At 69.8% G+C, this 19,347-nt stretch carries 19 protein-coding genes; 12 read left to right on the top strand and 7 right to left on the bottom strand.

What is annotated here, in order from left to right:
• The first annotated feature begins 12 nt into the window (after positions 1–12).
• The 3 genes from CSC65_RS14160 to CSC65_RS14150 are packed head-to-tail and all read left to right on the top strand — an operon-like array spanning position 13 to position 1,410.
• Complete coding sequence (locus CSC65_RS14160) at positions 13–582, top strand: RNA polymerase sigma factor (protein ID WP_162411230.1); 570 nt, start codon at positions 13–15, stop codon at positions 580–582.
• The gene (locus CSC65_RS14155) at positions 579–956 is read left to right on the top strand and encodes a hypothetical protein (RefSeq protein ID WP_162411229.1); all 378 of its coding nucleotides are present in this window, start codon (positions 579–581) and stop codon (positions 954–956) included. Before CSC65_RS14160 ends, CSC65_RS14155 begins: the two co-directional genes overlap by 4 nt.
• Positions 957–960: 4 nt before the next feature.
• Entirely contained in the window at positions 961–1,410 is a 450-nt protein-coding gene (locus tag CSC65_RS14150) for a DUF3106 domain-containing protein (protein ID WP_162411228.1), read from the top strand.
• A gap of 21 nt (positions 1,411–1,431) precedes the next feature.
• Here CSC65_RS14150 and CSC65_RS14145 read toward each other — a convergent pair whose 3' ends face one another.
• From CSC65_RS14145 to CSC65_RS14130, 4 genes are all read right to left on the bottom strand, one after another.
• Positions 1,432–1,770: a hypothetical protein gene (locus CSC65_RS14145; protein ID WP_162411227.1), complete on the bottom strand. Its 339-nt coding sequence runs from the start codon at positions 1,768–1,770 to the stop codon at positions 1,432–1,434.
• Between the two features lie 103 nt (positions 1,771–1,873).
• On the bottom strand, positions 1,874–2,968 hold the full coding sequence (locus CSC65_RS14140; protein WP_162411226.1) for an NAD(P) transhydrogenase subunit alpha: 1,095 nt from the start codon (positions 2,966–2,968) through the stop codon (positions 1,874–1,876).
• Between the two features lie 184 nt (positions 2,969–3,152).
• Entirely contained in the window at positions 3,153–5,462 is a 2,310-nt protein-coding gene (locus CSC65_RS14135; RefSeq protein WP_162411225.1) for a DUF1631 domain-containing protein, read from the bottom strand.
• A gap of 142 nt (positions 5,463–5,604) precedes the next feature.
• Positions 5,605–7,803, bottom strand: a complete 2,199-nt coding sequence (locus CSC65_RS14130) for a DUF1631 family protein (protein ID WP_162411224.1) — start codon at positions 7,801–7,803, stop codon at positions 5,605–5,607.
• Between the two features lie 135 nt (positions 7,804–7,938).
• Between CSC65_RS14130 and CSC65_RS14125 the strand changes: the two genes are divergently transcribed.
• The 5 genes from CSC65_RS14125 to CSC65_RS14105 all read left to right on the top strand — a co-directional run bounded on the left by CSC65_RS14125 (position 7,939) and on the right by CSC65_RS14105 (position 11,754).
• On the top strand, positions 7,939–8,514 hold the full coding sequence (locus CSC65_RS14125; RefSeq protein ID WP_162411223.1) for a nitroreductase family protein: 576 nt from the start codon (positions 7,939–7,941) through the stop codon (positions 8,512–8,514).
• Complete coding sequence (locus tag CSC65_RS14120) at positions 8,511–9,494, top strand: 5'-3' exonuclease (RefSeq protein WP_162411222.1); 984 nt, start codon at positions 8,511–8,513, stop codon at positions 9,492–9,494. The genes CSC65_RS14125 and CSC65_RS14120 overlap by 4 nt, the downstream gene beginning before the upstream one ends.
• Before the next feature lie 117 nt (positions 9,495–9,611).
• The gene (locus CSC65_RS14115; protein WP_238390415.1) at positions 9,612–10,112 is read left to right on the top strand and encodes an NUDIX hydrolase; all 501 of its coding nucleotides are present in this window, start codon (positions 9,612–9,614) and stop codon (positions 10,110–10,112) included.
• The gene (locus CSC65_RS14110) at positions 10,102–10,893 is read left to right on the top strand and encodes an N-formylglutamate amidohydrolase (RefSeq protein WP_202922892.1); all 792 of its coding nucleotides are present in this window, start codon (positions 10,102–10,104) and stop codon (positions 10,891–10,893) included. Before CSC65_RS14115 ends, CSC65_RS14110 begins: the two co-directional genes overlap by 11 nt.
• Before the next feature lie 114 nt (positions 10,894–11,007).
• Positions 11,008–11,754 (top strand): DUF2242 domain-containing protein, encoded by a 747-nt coding sequence (locus CSC65_RS14105; protein WP_162411220.1) that lies wholly within the window; start codon positions 11,008–11,010, stop codon positions 11,752–11,754.
• Between the two features lie 30 nt (positions 11,755–11,784).
• Here the strand turns inward: CSC65_RS14105 and pip are convergent, their stop codons facing one another.
• Entirely contained in the window at positions 11,785–12,726 is a 942-nt protein-coding gene (gene pip, locus CSC65_RS14100) for a prolyl aminopeptidase (protein WP_162411219.1), read from the bottom strand.
• A gap of 145 nt (positions 12,727–12,871) precedes the next feature.
• A complete protein-coding gene (prmC, locus tag CSC65_RS14095; RefSeq protein ID WP_162411218.1) occupies positions 12,872–13,726 on the bottom strand; it encodes a peptide chain release factor N(5)-glutamine methyltransferase in 855 nt (284 codons plus the stop codon).
• A gap of 211 nt (positions 13,727–13,937) precedes the next feature.
• Between prmC and ahpC the strand changes: the two genes are divergently transcribed.
• From ahpC to rnk, 4 genes are all read left to right on the top strand, one after another.
• On the top strand, positions 13,938–14,501 hold the full coding sequence (gene ahpC / locus CSC65_RS14090) for an alkyl hydroperoxide reductase subunit C (protein ID WP_162411217.1): 564 nt from the start codon (positions 13,938–13,940) through the stop codon (positions 14,499–14,501).
• Between the two features lie 227 nt (positions 14,502–14,728).
• Positions 14,729–16,318, top strand: coding sequence for an alkyl hydroperoxide reductase subunit F (gene ahpF / locus CSC65_RS14085; RefSeq protein ID WP_162411216.1), 1,590 nt, complete (start codon positions 14,729–14,731; stop codon positions 16,316–16,318).
• Between the two features lie 84 nt (positions 16,319–16,402).
• Positions 16,403–17,371 (top strand): DNA-binding transcriptional regulator OxyR, encoded by a 969-nt coding sequence (oxyR, locus tag CSC65_RS14080; RefSeq protein WP_162411215.1) that lies wholly within the window; start codon positions 16,403–16,405, stop codon positions 17,369–17,371.
• 165 nt (positions 17,372–17,536) lie between these two features.
• Positions 17,537–17,968: a nucleoside diphosphate kinase regulator gene (rnk, locus tag CSC65_RS14075; RefSeq protein ID WP_162411214.1), complete on the top strand. Its 432-nt coding sequence runs from the start codon at positions 17,537–17,539 to the stop codon at positions 17,966–17,968.
• A gap of 176 nt (positions 17,969–18,144) precedes the next feature.
• On the opposite strand, the gene CSC65_RS14070 is transcribed toward rnk, so the two are convergent.
• Complete coding sequence (locus tag CSC65_RS14070; RefSeq protein WP_162411213.1) at positions 18,145–19,335, bottom strand: phosphoglycerate kinase; 1,191 nt, start codon at positions 19,333–19,335, stop codon at positions 18,145–18,147.
• Positions 19,336–19,347 lie beyond the last annotated feature (12 nt).

Below are 19,347 nucleotides of genomic sequence, written 5' to 3'. Positions count from 1 at the left end.
CGCGGCTAAGCTGTGCTGGTGACCACGCCCCTCGATCCAGGTTGGGAAACGCGGGCGACGCCCGTCTGGGCGTCGCTGGACGCCTTCCTGGCTGACGTCGGTACCCGCGCCTTCCGTTTCGCCGAAGCCGGTTTGCGCAACCGCGACGACGCACTGGACGCCGTGCAGGACGCGATGATGAAGATGCTCGCCTATCGGGAGCGCCCTGCCGCGGAATGGACCCCGCTGTTCTGGAGCATCCTGCGCCGGCGCATCATCGACCTGCAGCGCCGCGCCCGCTTCCGGCTGCGTTGGCTGCGCCCCGCAGGCGACACTCCGGACGCCGACGACGCCAGCATCGACTGGGCCGACCCCGGCGCCGGTCCGGCCCAGGCCCACGAGCAGCGCGAGGCCTATGCGCGCCTGGTGGAAGCGCTGCGCGCGCTGCCGGCACGGCAACGCGAGGCTTTCACCCTGCGCATCTTCGAAGAACTCGACGTGGCGACCACCGCGCGCGCCATGGGCTGTTCGGAAGGCTCGGTAAAGACCCACCTATCGCGCGCGCGCCAGGCATTGAATTCGCACATGGAGGACGTCCGATGACGACCGCACCCGATCTGCACGACCAGGGCGACGACGACCGGCTGGCGCGCCAGCTGCATGCCGCCGCGCTGGCACATACTTCCGCGCCAACCCTCGCCCGGCTGCGCCAGGCACGCCACGCTGCCTCCGCAGGCCCGCGGCGACGGCTGTTCGCGCCCTGGCTGGCCGGTGGCGCCGTGGCTGCCGCGGTGGCAATGGCCGTCATGTTGCTGCCCGGCACGCAGCCTGGCCCGGCCGGGGCGCCGCAGGTGGCTGGCGTACCGGCGGTGCAGGATGCCGCCACCACCGCCGACCCGGCCCAGTCGCTGCAGGAAGACCCCGGCTTCTATGTCTGGCTCGACTCGGTCGACGCCACCGCACTCGCAATGGAGTAAGGCCATGAAGCCGCTTCGCACCGCCGCCTGCCTGCTCGCCCTGCTGCTGCCTTTCGCCGCGATCGCACAGTCCGCGCAGGCTCCCAGGACGCCTTCGGAACCTGCCGCGGCCACGCTGCCGGCCTGGGACCAGCTCACGCCCGATCAGCGCGAAGCCCTGATCGCACCAGTGCGCGAGCGCTGGAACGATTCGCCGCAGGAACGCGCGCGCATGCTCGACCATGCGCGCCGCTGGAAGACGATGCCTCCGGAGGAGCGCGAACGCGCACGCCGCGGAATGCGCCGCTTCGAAGAGATGAGCCCCGAGCAGCGCGAACGGGCACGTGCGATCTTCGAGCAGACCCGCACCATGACGCCCGAGCAGCGCCAGGCGTTCCGCGAGCGCTGGAAGAAGATGTCGCCCGAGCAGCGCCAGGAGTGGTTGCGCAGCCAGCCGGCACCGACCAAGCCCTGATCCATCCGCTGGCAACCTTTGCTACAGACCGTCCGGCAACGCCCTGACCTCCGACACCGACTCCAGATGGAAGATGAATCTAGGGTCCAGGCAGCAGGCCGGGAGAGCATTGGGGCGCCATTCCAGCACGCCCACCATCTTTGCCGAGACGCGGCGCGACTCGACCACGCTGCGCGCACCGAACAGGTCCATCTCCGCTGCGGGACTGCCACCCAATGTCAGGATCTGCGCATCCGCATCACGGCAATCGTACAAGTACGCGCCGTGATGGGCTGCCGTAGTGGCGCACGCGGGAACCGACAGTTTCCTGCCCGCATAGGCGGCCGGATTTTCGATCAAGCGACCGTAGGCGACGCTCACCAGGCGATCTGCGGTCGGCGACTGGCCGATCGCCAATGCCGGGAGCAGTCCCAGCGCCGCACCCGTAAGCCACCACACTGGGGCCGGCATCATGCGGACGCGTTCAGGCCGCCGGCTCGCGCTGCGGCCATACGGTCTTCGCCAGCAACTCGTCGTTCCAGTCGACCGACAGCGCGCCGTCCTTCAGGAACAGCGCGACGAAGTTGTAGACGTTGCGCGCGTACATCTCGCTGGCGTGCACCGCGCCCATGCTGGCCAGGTCGAGCGGCCCGGCGATGGTCACCCCGTCGTGTTCGTAGCTTTCGCCCGGGCGCGTCAGTTCGCAGTTGCCGCCGGTCTCGGCGGCCAGGTCCACGATCACGCTGCCCTGCTTCATCCCGGCGACCATCGCCGCGGTGATGATCTTCGGCGCGGGCCTTCCCGGCACTGCCGCGGTGCAGACCACCACGTCGATGCCCCGCAGGTGCTCGGCCAGGCGCCGTTGCTGCTCGGCCCGCTCCTCGTCGGTGAGCTGGCGCGCGTAACCGCCCTCGCCGGCCGCGCTCACGCCCAGATCCAGGAACTTGCCGCCCAGCGATTCGATCTGCTCGCGCGTCTCCGGGCGCACGTCGAAACCCTCGACCTGCGCGCCGAGGCGCCGTGCAGTCGCGATGCCCTGCAGGCCGGCCACGCCGGCGCCGACGATCAGCACCTTCGAAGGCCGGATCGTGCCCGCCGCGGTAGTCAGCATCGGGAAGAAGCGCGGCGCCAGCTGCGCGGCGATCAGTACGGCCTTGTAACCGGCCATGCCCGCCTGCGAACTGAGCACGTCCATCGCCTGCGCACGCGTGGTGCGCGGCAGCCGCTCCAGCGGAAAAGCATGCAGCCCCTGCGCCTGGATCGCGGCAGCGCGCGCTTCGTCGGCCTGCGGATGCAGCACGCCGACCAGCGTCGCGCCCCGCTTCAGCCCATCGATCGCGTCAGCCGTGGGCGCCTGCACGCACAGCACGAGGTCGGCGCTGGCACGCGCACCGGGCCCGGCAAGGGCTGCTCCGGCATCCAGGTAGGCCTGGTCGGTGATGCCCGCACCCAGGCCAGCGCCCGACTCGACCTGCACCTGCGCACCCGCGGCCAGGAGCTTCTTCACCGTTTCCGGCGTGGCTGCAACGCGCTTCTCGCCCCGCGCGCCTTCCTTCAGCACCAGCACTTCGACCGCCATGCGTCCCCTCGCCGTGATCCGGACCGAGCGGCGATGCTAGCAAACCCCGGGCGCGACCCGGCGCCCGGCTGATGGTTTCATCGGAATCGCTGGTGCGGACCCGCGCCGGCGCAAAAGAAAACGGCCACGCCTGCCAGGCGTGGCCGCTTGTCCGGATCGCTTTCCGCGGCCGGCGCCGCGCGGCTCAGTGCAGGGTGACCGCTTCCTGCGGCTGCTGCGGCATGTCCAGACGTTCGATCACGCCCTGCATCGCGCTGTCGAACGCACCGTCGTCGGCGACGTGCATGCGCAGGCGCTCCATCCGCACCATCACCGCCAGTTCCTCCGGCGAGGCCACGCAGAAGCGCACGCCGCGGCGGTTGACGAAGAGCAGTCGCGAGGAGATCGGGCTGACCCACGACAGCTTGCCCGGCTGCACGCGGCCGTCCTTGTCGATGAAGTCCAGCCAGGTGCCGACCGGCAGCGCACGGATGCGGTCGGCATCGGCGTTGTCGAAATCCAGGGTGTCGGTACCGGCAACCAGCTCGATCGCGCCGCGCTCGACCGGAACCGGCTGCGGCAGGGCCACGGCGGGAAGCTCCGGCAATGGCCGTTCCATCTCGGGGCGCGCGTCGGCAACGGCCTGCAGGGTGTCGTGCAGGGCTCCGATGGCCGCTTCGGCAGCATCGCCATGCAGGCCCACGCTCGAGAAGACCTGGCGCAGGCCGGTCTGCCAGTTCTGCAGCCAAAGCTTGCCGACGATGTGGCGCTGGGCCTCGGCCACTTCTTCCAGGACCCCGTCGGCCAGCTCCAGCGATTCGGTGAACACGTCGCCGACCTCACCCTCGCGCAGCAGCGCCAGGGTGATGTGGTGCTGCCACGGGTTGCGCAGGAATTCGGCGACCGCCTGCGGCAGCTGGCGGCCTTCCAGCCGCGAAGCCAGCTCGAACTCGGCGCGGTTGCGCGCCAGCTCCAGCCGTTCCTGGCCGCGCTGGATCTCGGCGGCGCGACGCTCGGTGATCTCGATGCGGCGGCGGTGCTGTTCGAGGAAGTCGCGGAACTCCTCCTCGAGGGTCATGAAGATGGCCAGGTTCTCGTTGAACTCGGCCACGAGGCGGTGGATGACCTCTTCGACCTTGGCCAGCAAGGTGCGTTCGGCAGCGCTCTCGCCCTGGTTGCCCTCGCAGGCCTCGGCCAGCGCGTTGAGCAGGCGCCGCGCCGGATGGGTCTTCTGCACGAACATGCGCCGGTCCAGCAAGGCGACCTTGACGAACGGGACCACCAGCCGGCCGATCAGCTCGCGCGGACGCCCGGCGAGGTCGCGTTCGTCCAGCAGCACGTCGAACAGCATGCCGACCAGGTCGATCGCGTCCTCGTCCTTCGGATCCAGGCGGGTGCTGGCCGGGTCCATGCCCAGCTGGCTGGCGTTGGAAAGCACTTCGCTCTTGAGCCGCTGCGACAGCGACTCCTGCTCGTCGCCGATCGCCGCGCTGAGCGAGGCGCTGGGCGTGGCCTGCAGCAGCGACAGCACCGACAGCATCTCGCGCTGGCTCAGCGGGCGCTGGCCGGCCTGCGCGGCATGCACGCCGGCGGATGCCTGTTCGAGGCCGCCGCGCAGTTCGCGGCTCTGCTGCAACATCTGGTGCAGGGCGTCGAGCAGCATGCCCGAGCCGCCGGGTCCGGCCTGGCCAGCAGCGCCAAAGTCGGGCACATCGATGCCGTGCTCCTGCATCGCGCCGCGGGTTTCCTGCCAGCGCTGCATGAAGCGCGAGGCCCAGGCCGGGGAGTACTCGTCGGCAGCCGGTTCGGCCCAGGCCGAATCGGGCTGGCGTGCCGGTCGAGCCTGTCCGCGCCCGGCAGCCGGGGCGCCCGGCAGCACGCCTTCGCGCACCAGGCGCAGGTCCAGCGCCTCGTACAGCTTGCCCACCGTCGACGACAGGTCGCGCTCGCACAGCTTGATAAGGACCAGGCGCACTTCCGGCGCCAGCTCAGAGGTGGCGAAGGCCTCGTGCACGGCCACGCCGATGTGTTCGGGGCTGATCGGGTTGCTGTCGCTGTCCAGCTCCAGGCCACCGGCAATCCAGCCCAGCCGGCGATCCAGGCGCGCCAGCGCCGGCTTGCAGTCGCGCAGCATCACGCTGGCGAGGTTGCGCACGGCCAGGCGCGATTCCAGTTCGTGTTCGGCCACCAGGCTCAATGCGCCCGCCTGGCTGGACAGGGCCGCCTCGGCCGACAGGGGGGTGCCCACCTCCAGCGACCGCCAGGACAGGGCTAGCTGGGCGCGGAAGCGCGCGGCGATCTCTTCGCGGCGCCGGCGCAGCTCGCGCATGCCATCCAGGAACAGCAGCTGCGATCCACCGGCACGCTCGGCGCGGTCGAACAGGACGTCGTCGTAGCGCGCCACGGACGCGGCGAACGCGTCGCCCAATGGCGGCAGGAACGCATCGCGGACCATCGCGAGCAGGCGCGGGTCTCGTGCATGGTGGAGGGTCGGGTCTTGCTGGGTAGGACTCATGCGCGCAGCTCCGGCGCAGGCAATGGGAGCAGGGGGATGCGGCTCCCCATTGCCGCCAGTGCATCGTACGGGGCCAGCACCCCGGCATCCGTGACCCAGTGGGCAGTTCCTGCCGCCGAGGGGCAACTTGTGCCCATGCCGGTCAGGCCGCCACGGCTGGCATGTCCAGGAAATCGACCACCGACTGCATGGCGCTGTAGAAAGCGTCCTCTTCGCGGTGAAGGCGCAAGCGCCCCAACTGGACCATGGCTGCCAGCTGCTCCGGCGAGGCGACGCAGAAGCGCGACCCGCGCCGGTTGACGAACATGCGCCGGCCGGAGATCGGGCTGACCCAGGCCAGCTTGCCCGGCTGCACCCGGCCCAGGCGGTCGACGAAGTCCAGCCAGGTGCCCAGCGGCAGCGCCTGGAAGTATTCGGCCGTGTCGATGTCGAAGCCCAGCTGCTCGGGCGACTCCTCGGGCAGCGGCGAGTCGGCGGCGTCCTCGATCGCGACCGGGGCCGCTGGCGCCGGCGGCAGCTCCGGCGGGGGCAGGTCCGCCGCCTGGAGTCCGAGCAGCACGTCCAGCAGGGCACCAGCCGCGACCCCGGCAGGGGCGGCCGCCAACCCGGCCTCGGAATAGATCCGTTGCAGCACCGGCCGCTGCGCCTCCAGCCAGGCATCGTCGCGACCTGCCGGGCCGTCGCTGGCCGACAGCAGGCCGTCGGCCAGCTTCAAGGCAGACGCCTGCAACGGGCCATCGGCCGCGGCTTCGCGCAGGGCGATCCGTTCAAAATGCTGCAACCAGGGCCGGCGCAGGAAATCTTCCAGCACCGGCGGCACGGTGCGTCCACGCAGGCGCGCGTCGAGCGCCGTGCCGGCACGGGCGCGCGCATCGAGGCGGCGCTCTTCGGCGCGCTGGAGTTCGGCCGCACGCCGTTCCGCGATCTCGACGCGGCGGCGGTACTGCTCGTGATAGGCGCCGAATTCGGCCTCGGCCTGCAGGAATACACCGAGGTGCTCGTCGAAATCGCGCACCACCCGGGCAGTGATGCCCTGCACCTGCGCCAGCAACGCCAGCTCGGCCGCGGTCTCGGCCGGATTGCCGTCGCAGGCGTCGGCCAGCATGTTCAGCAGGCGCCGCACCGGATGGCTGTCGCGCACGAACAGGCGGGGATCCTGCAACGCGACCTTGGCCACGGGCGCAAGCAGCTGCCCCAGGACCGGCCGCAATTCCGGGCGCAGCTGCGACTCGGCCAGGAGCGCCTGGAACAGCATCGCCACCAGGTCCAGGGTATCGGCGTCGCCTGGGTCGATCCGCACGGTGCCCGGGTCCACGCCCAGCTTCACGGCGTGCGCCAGCACCTCGCGATGCAGCCCCGTGCGCAGGTCGACCGCGGCGTCGATTTCGTCGAAGCCGCCATGCGGTGCGGTCTGCAGCAACGACAGCGCCGAGGCCAGCTCGCGTGGCGACAACGGCCGCGCCCCGGCTCCCGACGCATCGGGTCCCGTGTCGGTACGCGCGCCCTGCAGCAGCCGGTGCAGCTCCGCGGGCAGAAGCTCATGGTCGCCGCGGGCATGCACGTCGATCGGATTGCCCGGAGCTGAGCGCTGCCCCCCCTGCCACTGGCTGAAGAAGCGCGAGATCCAGTCGGGCGATTCGCGCATGGCCGCGGGCTGGCCGGGAATGCCCCGTCGACGCGAACGCCCTTCGGGCAGGTCCACGTTGCGCGCGATGGCAAGCAACTGCCGCTCCAGTCCCTCGTACAGGATGCCGACCCGTTCGACCATGCCCGGCTCGCACAGGCGCACCGAAGCCAGCTGCGCACGGGTGGCCAGGCCGGCGGTGGAGAAGGCGGCATAGACCGCCACCCCCAGGTGTTCGGGCCCGATCGGATTGCTGTCGCCATCGAGTCGGAAACCGCCCGCGATGAAACCCAGGTAGCGGTCCAGACGCATCAGCTCGGGGCGCCACTGCTGCTGGATCGCGCCGGCGAGGTTGCGCACCGCCAGCCGCACCTCCAGCTCGGTATCGGCGACCAGGGTCAGGTCGTTGCCACGCGACAGGGTGCGTTCCACCGACAGCGGCCGGCCGGCCTCCAATGCCTGCCAGGCCTTGGCCAGGTGCGCACGGAAGCGTGCGACCAGCGACTCGCGCTCGCGGCGCAGCTCCTGGATCGCGTCGAAATAGTCCTTCTGCAGCGCGGGCGGCGCCTTGTCCGCCAGCTCGAACAGGCCACTCCCGATTCCGTCCAGCTCCGCGGCGAACGCATCGGCCAGCGGCAGCAGGATGCTTTCCCGTACCTGGTTGAGCAGGTCCAGGTTTCGACTGGGCAATTCGTCTACGAGGGGCGGTGTCTGCATCGGCCTGTGAATTTAAGGCGCGCACATGAACCGCGTGTGCAGGCCCGGTCCGTCCCTGACCCGGGGCGTGCGGGGTGGGCGCCTATACTTCCCACCTTTCGGCACGCTCCGGCCGGACTTGAGCAATTTGAGAGTATGCGCACACTTCCAGCCCTGCAAGCCTTGGACCAGCGACGCTCGGTGCCTTCGATGCAACTGGGTGAACCGGGCCCCGATGAAGCCACCCTGCTGCGCATGCTCGCCTCGGCGGTGCGGGTGCCCGACCACGGGAAACTGGTGCCGTTCCGCTTTCTGCGCATCCACGGCGATGCGCGCCATGCACTCGGCGCGTTCCTGGCGGAGCGCGCCGTGCAACGCGATCCGGACGCACCGCCGCACGCGGTGGAGAAGGATCGCCAGCGCTTCTCGCATGCGCCGGTCGTGGTTGCGGTCATCGCCAGGCTGCAGGCCGGGCACAAGGTGCCCGAACAGGAGCAGCTGCTGACCGCGGGCTGCGCCTGCTTCGCCTTGTTGCAGGCCGCGCAGGCGCTGGACTTCGGTGCGCAGTGGCTGACCGCATGGATGGCGTACGACCCGGAAGTTGCCCGCGTCCTGGGCCTGGTCGATGGCGAACGCATCGCCGGCTTCATCCATATCGGCACGCCGCTGCAGGACGTCCCCGAGCGCGATCGGCCCGACCCGCGGCAGCTGCTCACGGACTGGACGCCGTGAACCTCGAGGATTCCCCCGCCTTCGGCGCGGCAGCAGCCTCGCCGGCGGCACTGCCGACCCTGCACCTGGTCGACGCGAGCCTGTACGTGTTCCGCGCCTGGCACTCGATGCCCGACGAATTCCGCGACGCGCACGGCTGGCCGACCAACGCCGTGCATGGCTTCGCCCGCTTCCTGCTCGACCTGCTCGAGCGCGAACGGCCGCGGCACATCGCCATCGCCTTCGACGAAGCCCTGGACAGCTGCTTCCGCCACCGCCTGTATGCGGCGTACAAGGCCAACCGCGAACCGGCCCCGGAAGAGCTGCGCCGCCAGTTCGCCCACTGCAAGGCCCTGTGCGTGGCCCTGGGGCTGGTGGTGCTGGCCCATCACGACTATGAAGCCGACGACCTGATCGGCAGCGCGGTGCATCGCGCGCGCCCGGCCGGCTACCGCAGCGTCATCGTTTCCGCCGACAAGGACCTGTCGCAGCTGCTCGGCGACCACGACGAGCAGTGGGACTACGCCCGCGCGCAGCGCTGGGGCGCGGCCGGGGTCAAGGCACGGCACGGCGTCCACGCCCACCAGATCGCCGACTACCTGGCCCTGACCGGCGATGCCGTCGACAACATCCCGGGGGTCGGCGGCGTCGGCGCCAAGACCGCGGCGATTCTGCTGGCGCACTTCGGCAGCCTCGACGTGCTGCTGGAACGGATCGACGAGGTCGCCTTCCTGCGCCTGCGCGGGGCCACCCAGGTCGCCAGCCGGCTGCGCGAGCAACGCGAACTGGCCCTGCTGTGCCGCCAGCTGACCACGATCGCCTGCGACGCACCGCTGGATTACGACGGCGCTGCCGCATCGCGCGGAGAAGCCGATCCGGAGATGCTCGACGCGCTGGCCACCACGCTGCGCTTCGGACCGATGACGCGGCGCCGGCTGCGTACGGCCGCAGGCCTGGATGGACACGGCGACGACGCACACCGGTCACCGGTTCCGGCTTAGCATCCGTACATGACCCAAGACATCGACTCTTCCATTTCACTTCCCGCAAACCCGGACATCGCAGGCCCGGAGCGTTCCGCCGAGCCGCGCACCGTCTACGAAGGCCGCTACCAGCGCATGGTGGTGCGAGGGACGTGGGAATACTCCGAGCGGACCCACGCCGGTGGCCTGGCCGCGATCATCATCGCGGTCACCCCGGCCGACGACGTGCTGTTCGTGGAGCAGTTCCGCGTGCCCCTGCAGGCACGCACCATCGAGATGCCCGCAGGCCTGGTCGGCGACGTGCACGCCGGCGAAACGATCGAGCAGTCCTCGATCCGCGAACTCGAGGAAGAGACCGGCTGGACCGCCACGCACGCGGAGGTGCTGATGATCGGCCCGACCTCCTCGGGCGCCAGCAGCGAGAAGATCGCCTTCGTCCGTGCCACCGGCCTGAGCAAGGTCGGCGCCGGCGGCGGCGACGCCAGCGAAGACATCACCGTGCACGCGGTGCCGCGCGCCCAGGCCGCCGCCTGGCTGGCCGGAAAGCTGCGCGAAGGTTATGAGCTGGACGCCAAGCTCTGGGCCGGCCTGTGGATGATCGACCACAACCTGGACGGGACGCCGCGTGGGGCCTGACGCGGGCGGCGGAAGCGGACTGCTTCGTCCGGGCGATCCCCCGCCCTTCGAGCTGCTGCATTCCGGTTCCATCACGCCGTGGCTGTTCGTGGCCGACCACGCAGGCCAGGCGATCCCGCACGCACTCGGCGACCTGGGCCTGCCCGCGGGCGAGATCGACCGGCACATCGGCTGGGACATCGGGATCGCAGGCGTGGCCCGGCAGCTGGCGTCGCTGCTCGGCGCGTGGACGATCCTGCAGAACTATTCGCGGCTGGTCATCGACTGCAACCGGCCGCTGGATTCGGCCACGCTGGTCGCCACCAGCAGCGACGGCACGCCGGTTCCAGCCAACGCCCGGCTCACCGCCGGGGACCGCGATGCGCGCGTGCACGAGATCTTCGCCCCCTACCATGCCCGGATCGCGCAGGCGCTGGACCAGCGCCAGGCTTCCGGCCAACCCACCCTGCTGGTCATGCTGCACAGTTTCACCCCGGCGATGGGCGGCGTGGCGCGGCCCTGGCACTGCGGCGTGCTCTATCACCGCGACGCGCGCCTGGCCCATGCGCTGCGCGATGCGTTGCGCGACGAAGGCGACCTCGTCGTCGGCGACAACCAGCCGTATTCGGTCAGCGATACGAGCGATTACGCCGTCCCGGTGCACGGCGAAGCACGCGGCCTGGCCCACGTGGAGCTGGAGATCCGCCAGGACCTGATCGCCGACGAAGCCGGGCAGCAACTGTGGGCACGTCGACTGGCGCGATTGCTGTCATCGCTCGAAGCCCGCTTCGTCGCACGCTGAGTGGCAAGTGAATCCGTGACCGGCCGCACTGTAACCGGTCCCACCGAGATGCGTTCACGCTGCCCGCGATCCGGCATACTCGGCCGGTTGCCCGCTTCTCCCACGATTTGCACGATGCCAGCGCCACGCTCGATCCTTCTGCCGCTCCTGCTCCCCGTCATGCTCGCCACCCTCGTGGGTGGCTGCGCAATGGGCGGCAGGACCAAGCCATCGCAGAGCGCCTACGAGGCGTTCGATTCCTCCAATACCTACTCGCGCAGCCTCGACCATTCCCCGGCCCAGGCTTGCGAGGCGGTGCGCCGCGCTTTGCTGAGCCAGGGTTTCGTGGTCGGCCGCGCCGAGGCCGACGTGGTCGAGGCGCGCAAGTACTTCCAGCAGGAAGAGAGCCACGAGCAGGTCGAGTTCCGCGCGGTGTGCATGCCGCAGATGCGCGGCGACCAGCAGACCGTGGTCTTCGTCAACGCGGTCCAGGACCGCTACGCGCTGCGCAAGAGCAACACCAATGCCAGCGTGGGCGTGAGCGCACTGGGCTCGTTGTCGCTACCGATCGGCTCCAGCGACGATTCGCTGGTCAAGGTCGCCAGCGAGACGCTGCAGGACCCTAACTTCTACAAGCGGTTCTTCGCCGTGCTCGACCGGTTCCTGCCCGAGGAAATCGAGCGCCCGGCCAAGGCATCGGCCGCGCCCCAGGCGCAACCGACCCTGTTCCCGGTTCCGATGTATCCGCAGCCGTTGCCGGCGGAGCTGTCGCCGGAGGCGGCGCCCGCGCCAGCGCCCGCCACGCCGCCGCCGGCGGCACCCGCTTCGACGCAGGACGCTCCCGCAGTGCTGCCGGTGCCGCCGCCCGCCACGGGCGGCTGAGCGCCTTCAGGGCGCGTGGCGCGCCTGGCTTCAGGCGAACGCGTCGGTGGCGCGCACCAGGGCGTCGATATTTTCCGGCTCGAAGGCCGAGTGTCCCGAAGCCGGCGTGATCTCGAGCCTGGACTTCGGCCAGGCCTTGTGCAGCTCCCATGCGTTCTGCAGCGGGCAGACCACGTCGTAGCGTCCATGCACGATCACGCCGGGAATCCCGGCGATGCGATACACGTCGCGCAGCAGCTGGTCTTCCACCTCGAAGAAGCCGCCGTTGACGAAATAGTGGTTCTCGATCCGGGCGAAGGCCAGGGCGAACTGCGGATCCTGGTGGCTGCTGACGAAATCCTGGTCCACGTGCAGGAAGCTGGTCGCCCCCTCCCACACGCTCCAGGCACGCGCGGCCGCCAGGCGGGTCGCCTCGTCCTCGCTGGTCAGGCGACGGTGGAACGCGGAAATCAGGTCGTGGCGCTCCACCGGCGGAATCGCCGCGATGTAGTGCTCCCAGGCATCGGGGAACAGGCGGTTCGCGCCCTCCTGGTAGAACCACTCCAGCTCCCAGCGACGCAGCATGAAGATGCCACGCAACACCAGCGCGGTGACGCGCTGCGGATGGGTCTGCGCATAGGCCAGCGCCAGGGTCGAACCCCAGCTGCCGCCGAACACCTGCCAGGCCTCGATCCCCAGCTTGGCGCGCAGCTTCTCGATATCGGCCACCAGGTCCCAGGTGGTGTTGTCGACCAGGTCGGCGTGCGGCGTGGAGCGCCCGGCACCGCGCTGGTCGAACAGCACGATCCGGTACCTGGCCGGATCGTGGAAGCGGCGCATTTTCCCGCTCGAACCGCCGCCCGGGCCGCCATGCAGCAGCACCACCGGCGTGCCGTCCGGATTGCCGGATTGCTCGTAGTAGAGCTCGTGGCGGCCGTCGACCCGCAAAGTGCCGGTGTCGAAAGGTTCGATCTCGGGATAGAGCGTGCGCATGCCGTGACTCGCTTCGGACAGGCCTGGAATTCTAGCGCACGCCGCGCGACGCCCCCTTGCGAGCCAACCAGGCTCCGGGGATACGCGCAGCGATGAGGCTGCGCTTGGCACGCTGAGGCCTCTGCTACGGGGACCGCATCGCGGCCTACCCGCGCACCTGCGAGGGCAGGCGTCCGAGAGTGACCCGATCGCGCTGTTCGAGGTCACGCGCGGTCGACACTTCGGCAAAGCCGGCGGCCTCCAGCAGCGCGCGCACCGCCCCACCCTGGTCCAGCCCATGCTCCAGCAGCAGCCAGCCATTCGGCACCAAGTGCCGGGACGCGGCAGCGACGATCGTGCGGATCGCATCGAGCCCGTCCGCGCCGGAAGACAGCGCGCGCGGCGGCTCGTGGCGCAGGTCGCCCTGCGCCAGATGCGGGTCGCCCTCGGCGATGTAGGGCGGATTGCTCGCGATCAGGTCGAAACGGTCACGGCCGAGCGCCTCGTCCCAGTCGCCGCGACGGAACCAGACGTTGTCGAGCCGGTGCGCCTGCGCATTGCGCACGGCCACCGCCAGGGTCGGCGCGCTTATGTCGGTGGCCACCACCGCCGCCACTGGCCGCTCGCTGGCGATGGCCAGTGCGATGGCACCGCTGCCTGTGCCCAGGTCGGCCACCCGCGCGGGGACGTCCGGCCCGATCCGCGCCAGAGCCAGTTCCACCAGCAACTCGGTTTCCGGGCGGGGGACCAGGGTGTCGGGGGTGACTTCGAGGTCCAGGGTCCAGAAGCCCCGCCGGCCGGTCAGGTAAGCGACGGGCTCCCCGGCGGCGCGCCGCTCGACGAGCTGGCGGAAGCCGTCGGCCAGTTCGGCCTCCACCGGGTCGGTCGCATGCGCGAACAGCCAGGCGCGGTCCCGGCCCAGGGCATGGGCCAGCAGCGGTTCCGCGTCCTCGCGCGCAATGCGGCGCGCGGCTTCACGCAGCAGGGAGTCGGGTCGGCAGGACGTGTCGGTGTGGCTCATCGGCGGAACGATGGACCAAGCGCGCGCCCCTGCCAATGCCTGTCCGCGCCGCATCGCCGCATCGCCGCATCGCCGCATCGCACCAAAGAGCATCTCTGGGCTACGATAGGCACCGACTATCTATTTAATTCCTTTAATCGATTTGATCTGTCTATCGAAGATCCCTAGCATGGCGATCATTCCCTTCACCCACCACCGAAAGGACCTCCCCATGTCCCTGATCAACACCCCGATCAAGCCGTTCAAGGCCACCGCCTTCCAGAACGGAGAGTTCATCGAAGTTTCCGACGCCAGCCTCAAGGGCAAGTGGTCGGTCCTGATCTTCATGCCGGCCGCCTTCACCTTCAATTGCCCGACCGAGGTCGAGGACGCCGCCAACAACTACGCCGAGTTCCAGAAGGCCGGTGCCGAGGTCTACATCGTGACCACCGACACCCACTTCTCGCACAAGGTCTGGCACGAGACCTCCCCGGCCGTGGGCAAGGCCCAGTTCCCGCTGGTCGGCGACCCGACCCACCAGCTGACCCGCGCCTTCGGCGTGCACATCGAGGAAGAAGGCCTGGCCCTGCGCGGCACCTTCATCATCAACCCGGAAGGCGTGATCAAGACGCTGGAAATCCACAGCAACGAGATCGCCCGCGACGTGTCCGAGACCCTGCGCAAGCTGAAGGCTGCGCAGTTCACCGCCGCCAACCCCGGCCAGGTGTGCCCGGCCAAGTGGAAGGAAGGCGCCCAGACCATCGCTCCGTCGCTGGACCTGGTCGGCAAGATCTAACTGCCGCACCCGCCCTCCCCGCCCGCGCGGGGCGGGCACCTGCTCCCGCGATCCATCGCGGGAGTGGACCGGAGCCATCGCTCCCACGCAGCCGCCCGTCGCGTTACGCCACGCAGGTCACGTCGGCTCCGGTCCACTCCTTCGCCTGCAGCGCCCGTTCCCGCGGGCGCGACGGCAGCGGCTTGCCGCCGCCGACCCGCCAGCCCCCTCCCCCAAGGAGCCGCGCCATGTTGGATGCCAGCCTCAAGACCCAGCTCCAGGCCTACCTGGAACGCCTCACCCGCCCGGTGCACCTGGTCGCCTCGCTCGACGACGGCGCCAGCTCGGCCGAAATGCTCGCGCTGCTGCAGGACATCGAAGCGCTCTCGCCGCAGGTCAGCCTGGAAGTGCGCCGCGACGACGCGCAGCGCAAGCCCTCCTTCGCCGTGACCAGCCCCGGCCACGACATCTCGCTGGCGTTCGCCGGCCTGCCGATGGGCCACGAGTTCACCTCGCTGGTGCTGGCCCTGCTGCAGGTGGGCGGCCATCCATCCAAGGCGGCGACCGAGGTGATCGAGCAGGTGAAGTCGCTGAACGGCGAATTCGCGTTCGAAACCTATTTCTCGCTGTCCTGCCAGAACTGCCCGGACGTTGTCCAGGCGCTGAACCTGATGGCCGTGCTGAACCCGAAGATCAGGCACGTGGCGATCGACGGTGCGCTGTTCCAGGACGAAGTCGAAGGCCGCCAGGTGATGTCGGTGCCGACCATCTTCCTCAACGGGCAGATGTTCGCCGCCGGCCGTATGGGCCTGGAGGAGATCGTCGCCAAGCTCGACACCGGCGCCGAAAAGCGCGAAGCGGAAAAGATCGCGAAAAAGCCCGCGTTCGACGTGCTGGTCGTCGGTGGCGGCCCCGCCGGCGCGGCGGCGGCGGTCTATGCCGCGCGCAAGGGCATCCGCACTGGCGTGGCGGCCGAGCGCTTCGGCGGCCAGGTGCTGGACACCATGGCCATCGAGAACTTCATCTCGGTACCGCATACCGAGGGCCCGAAGCTCGCCGCCGCGCTCGAGCAGCACGTGCGCGGGTACGAGGTCGACGTGATGAACCTGCAGCGCGCGACCGCGCTGGTTCCGGCCGGCGACGACGGGCTGGTCGAGGTCAAGCTGGCCAACGGCGCCTCGCTGAAGTCCAAGAGCGTGATCCTGTCCACCGGCGCCCGCTGGCGGCAGATGAACGTGCCGGGCGAAGACCTGTACCGCAACAAGGGCGTGGCCTACTGCCCGCACTGCGACGGCCCGCTGTTCAAGGGCAAGCGCGTGGCGGTGGTCGGCGGCGGCAACTCCGGCGTCGAGGCCGCGATCGACCTGGCCGGCATCGTTTCCCATGTCACCCTGATCGAGTTCGACGGCACGCTGCGCGCCGACGAGGTCCTGCAGCGCAAGCTGCGCAGCCTGCCCAACGTGCGCATCATCACCAGCGCGCAGACCACCGAAGTGCTGGGCGACGGGCAGAAGGTCACCGGCCTGACCTATACCGACCGCGTCGGGCACGACTCCCACCGTATCGACCTGGAAGGCGTGTTCGTCCAGATCGGCCTGCTGCCCAATACCGAATGGCTCAAGGGCACGGTCGAGCTGTCGCCGCGCGGCGAGATCATCGTCGATGACCGCGGCCAGACCAGCGTGCCGGGCGTGTTCGCCGCCGGCGATTGCACCACCGTCCCGTACAAGCAGATCGTGATCGCGATGGGCGAAGGCTCCAAGGCCGCGCTGGCCGCATTCGACCACCTGATCCGCAGCTCGGCACCGAAAGCCGAGCCGGTCGCGGAAGCGGCGTGAACACGCTAGGGTGGGCCCCGTGGCCCACCCGCCGCATGCCACGCCGGGCCACGATCGACGCACGTTCCGGGAGGATTGCCGGCAATGAACCTGCGTGACCTGAAATACCTGGTGGCCCTGGCCGATCACAAGCATTTCGGTCGCGCCGCGGCTGCCTGCCATGTCAGCCAGCCGACGCTGTCGACCCAGATCCGCAAGCTCGAGGACGAACTGGGCGTTCCGCTGGTCGAGCGCGCGCCGCGCAAGGTGATGCTGACGCCGGCAGGGCGCGAAGCGGCCGAGCGCGCGCGCCGGATCGTGGCCGAAGTCGAGCAGATGAAGGAAGCCGCGCGCCGCAGCCAGGACCCGGAGGCCGGCACGGTGCGCCTCGGGATTTTCCCGACCCTGGCGCCCTACCTGCTGCCGCATGTGATCCCGCGCGTGCGTGCCCGCTTCCCCCAGCTGGAACTGCTGCTGGTGGAAGAGAAGAGCGACGAACTGCTGGCTCGCCTGCGCAACGGAAGGCTGGACGCGGCGGTACTGGCCCTGCCGGTGCACGACGAGCAACTGCATGCCGAGTTCCTGTTCGAGGAACCGTTCGTGCTGGCCGTGCCGGAGAACCATCCCCTGTCGCAGCGCCAGTCCTTGACCCTGGACGAACTGGCCGACCAGCGGCTGCTGCTGCTGGAGGATGGCCATTGCCTGCGCGAGCAGGCGCTCGACGTGTGCCGCCTGTCCGGGGCGCACGAGAAAACGGAGTTCCGCGCCACCAGCCTGGAGACGCTGCGGCAGATGGTCGCGGCCAATGTCGGCGTGACCCTGCTGCCGACCCTGGCGGTGAAGCCGCCGGTGGCCCGCTCCGAGAACATCCACCTCTTGCGATTCACCGACTCGCAACCCAGCCGCAGCATCGCCATGGCCTGGCGCCGCAGCTCGGCCATGGCGGGTTTCCTACAGCACCTGGCGCAGGTCTTCCGCGAGCTGCCACCGGGCCTGCTTTCGCCCGTGGACAACGCCCCAGGGCCTGGCCAGGCGACCGCCGCCGCCCCGCCGCCCCGCAGCGACTGGGGCTGAACCCGGCCGCTCCGCGAAGGCCGGCGCCCGGTTGAAACACGGCCCGTTCCGGGCTACGGTTTCACCACAACCCAGAGACCCGGGGGCGGAAGCGGAAACGCGCCGCCCTTTTCTCATGTTCGCCATCCCCGCGCACCCGTCGCGCGACCCACCGTGAGGACTTCCATGACCGCCCAACCCACCAGTGGCCTGCCGCCATCCCTGATCATTTCCAGCCGCGACCTTACCCGGCTCGAAGCCCTGCTCGATTCACCGGTGCTGAGCCGCCATCCGGCCGCGCTCGCCCTGATCGATGAACTCAACCGGGCCGAGGTGCGGCCACCCGAGCAGATGCCTGCCGACGTGGTGACCATGCATTCGCAGGTCGAATGCGAAGACATCGCCAGCGGCGAGCGCCACGTGCTCACCCTGGTCTATCCGAATGAAGCCGACGTGGAGCGCGGCCGCGTTTCCGTGCTGGCACCGGTGGGCAGCGCCCTGCTCGGCCTGTCGGTCGGCCAGTCGATCGACTGGGAAGCGCCCGGTGGCCGCAGCCTGAAACTCAGGGTGATGTCGGTCCGCTACCAGCCTGAAGCGGCGGGCAACTTCCATCGTTGATCTGCGGCCGCGCCGCGTGACGCCCGGTGGAAGTACCTGCAGGCGGCGAGGCCGTAGCCGGATGCGCGACGGCGCCCGTGCCGGCCTGGCGCCTCGAAACCCCTGCCGAGACCTGCGCGTACCCACAAAAAAGGCGGCCCACCGGGCCGCCTTTTTCATGTGGCCGGGATACGGGCTCAGCCGCCACGCGCCTCCAGCGCCGCCACCGCCGGCAGGGTCTTGCCCTCGAGGAACTCGAGGAACGCGCCGCCGCCGGTGGAGATGTAGCTGACATCACCGGCGATGCCGTACTTGTCGACCGCCGCCAGGGTGTCGCCACCTCCGGCGATCGAGAACGCCTTCGAGGTGGCGATCGCGCGCGCCAGCGTCTCGGTGCCCTTGCCGAACGCATCGAACTCGAACACGCCCACCGGCCCGTTCCATACGACCGTGCCTGCGGAACGGATCAGCTCGGCGTAACGCTGAGCGGTCTGCGGGCCGATATCGAGGACCATGTCGTCCGCACCGACCTCACCGACCGCCTTCACCGACGCCGGGGAATCGGCCTTGAACTCGGCCGCCACCACGACGTCCACCGGCAGCGGGATCTCCGCACCCCGCGCCCTGGCATCGGCATCGATCTTGCGCGCGGTGTCGAGCAGGTCGGCCTCGTACAGCGACTTGCCCACGCCGTGGCCTTCGGCCGCGATGAAGGTGTTGGCGATACCGCCGCCGACGATCAGCTGGTCGACCTTGCCGACCAGGCTGGTCAGCAGTTCGAGCTTGGTCGACACCTTGCTGCCGGCAACAATCGCCAGCAAAGGCCGCGCCGGATTGGCCAGCGCCTTGTCCAGCGCATCAAGTTCGGCCATCAGCAGCGGGCCACCGGCGGCGACCGGGGCGAAGCGGATCACGCCGTGGGTCGAGGCCTGTGCGCGGTGCGCGGTCCCGAATGCATCCATCACGAACACGTCGCACAGCGCCGCGTACTTCTTCGACAGGGCTTCGTCGTCCTTGCCCTCGCCCACGTTCATGCGGCAGTTCTCCAGCAGCACGACCTGGCCGGGCTTCACGTCCACGCCGTCGACCCAGTCGCGCACCAGCGGCACGTCCACGCCCAGCAGTTCGGACAGCCGCGCGGCGACCGGCGCCAGCGAATCGGCCTCGCTCCACACGCCTTCCTTGGGTCGGCCCAGGTGCGAGGTGACCATGACCGCCGCACCCTTCTCCAGCGCCAGCTTGAGGGTCGGCACCGAAGCGGTGATGCGCTGCTCGGAGGTGATCCGGGCGGGCTGTCCCTCGGCATGCTCGATCGGCACGTTGAGGTCCTGCCGGATCAGCACGCGCTTGCCGGCAAGGTCGAGGTCGGTCATCCGCAGGATGGTCATCGTTGCGTTCTC

It is taken from the genome of Pseudoxanthomonas daejeonensis (assembly GCF_010093205.1).
Classification (GTDB): domain Bacteria; phylum Pseudomonadota; class Gammaproteobacteria; order Xanthomonadales; family Xanthomonadaceae; genus Pseudoxanthomonas; species Pseudoxanthomonas daejeonensis.
The sequence above is the reverse complement of the archived record's forward strand: the minus strand, read 5'-3'. Positions and strand labels throughout refer to the sequence as shown.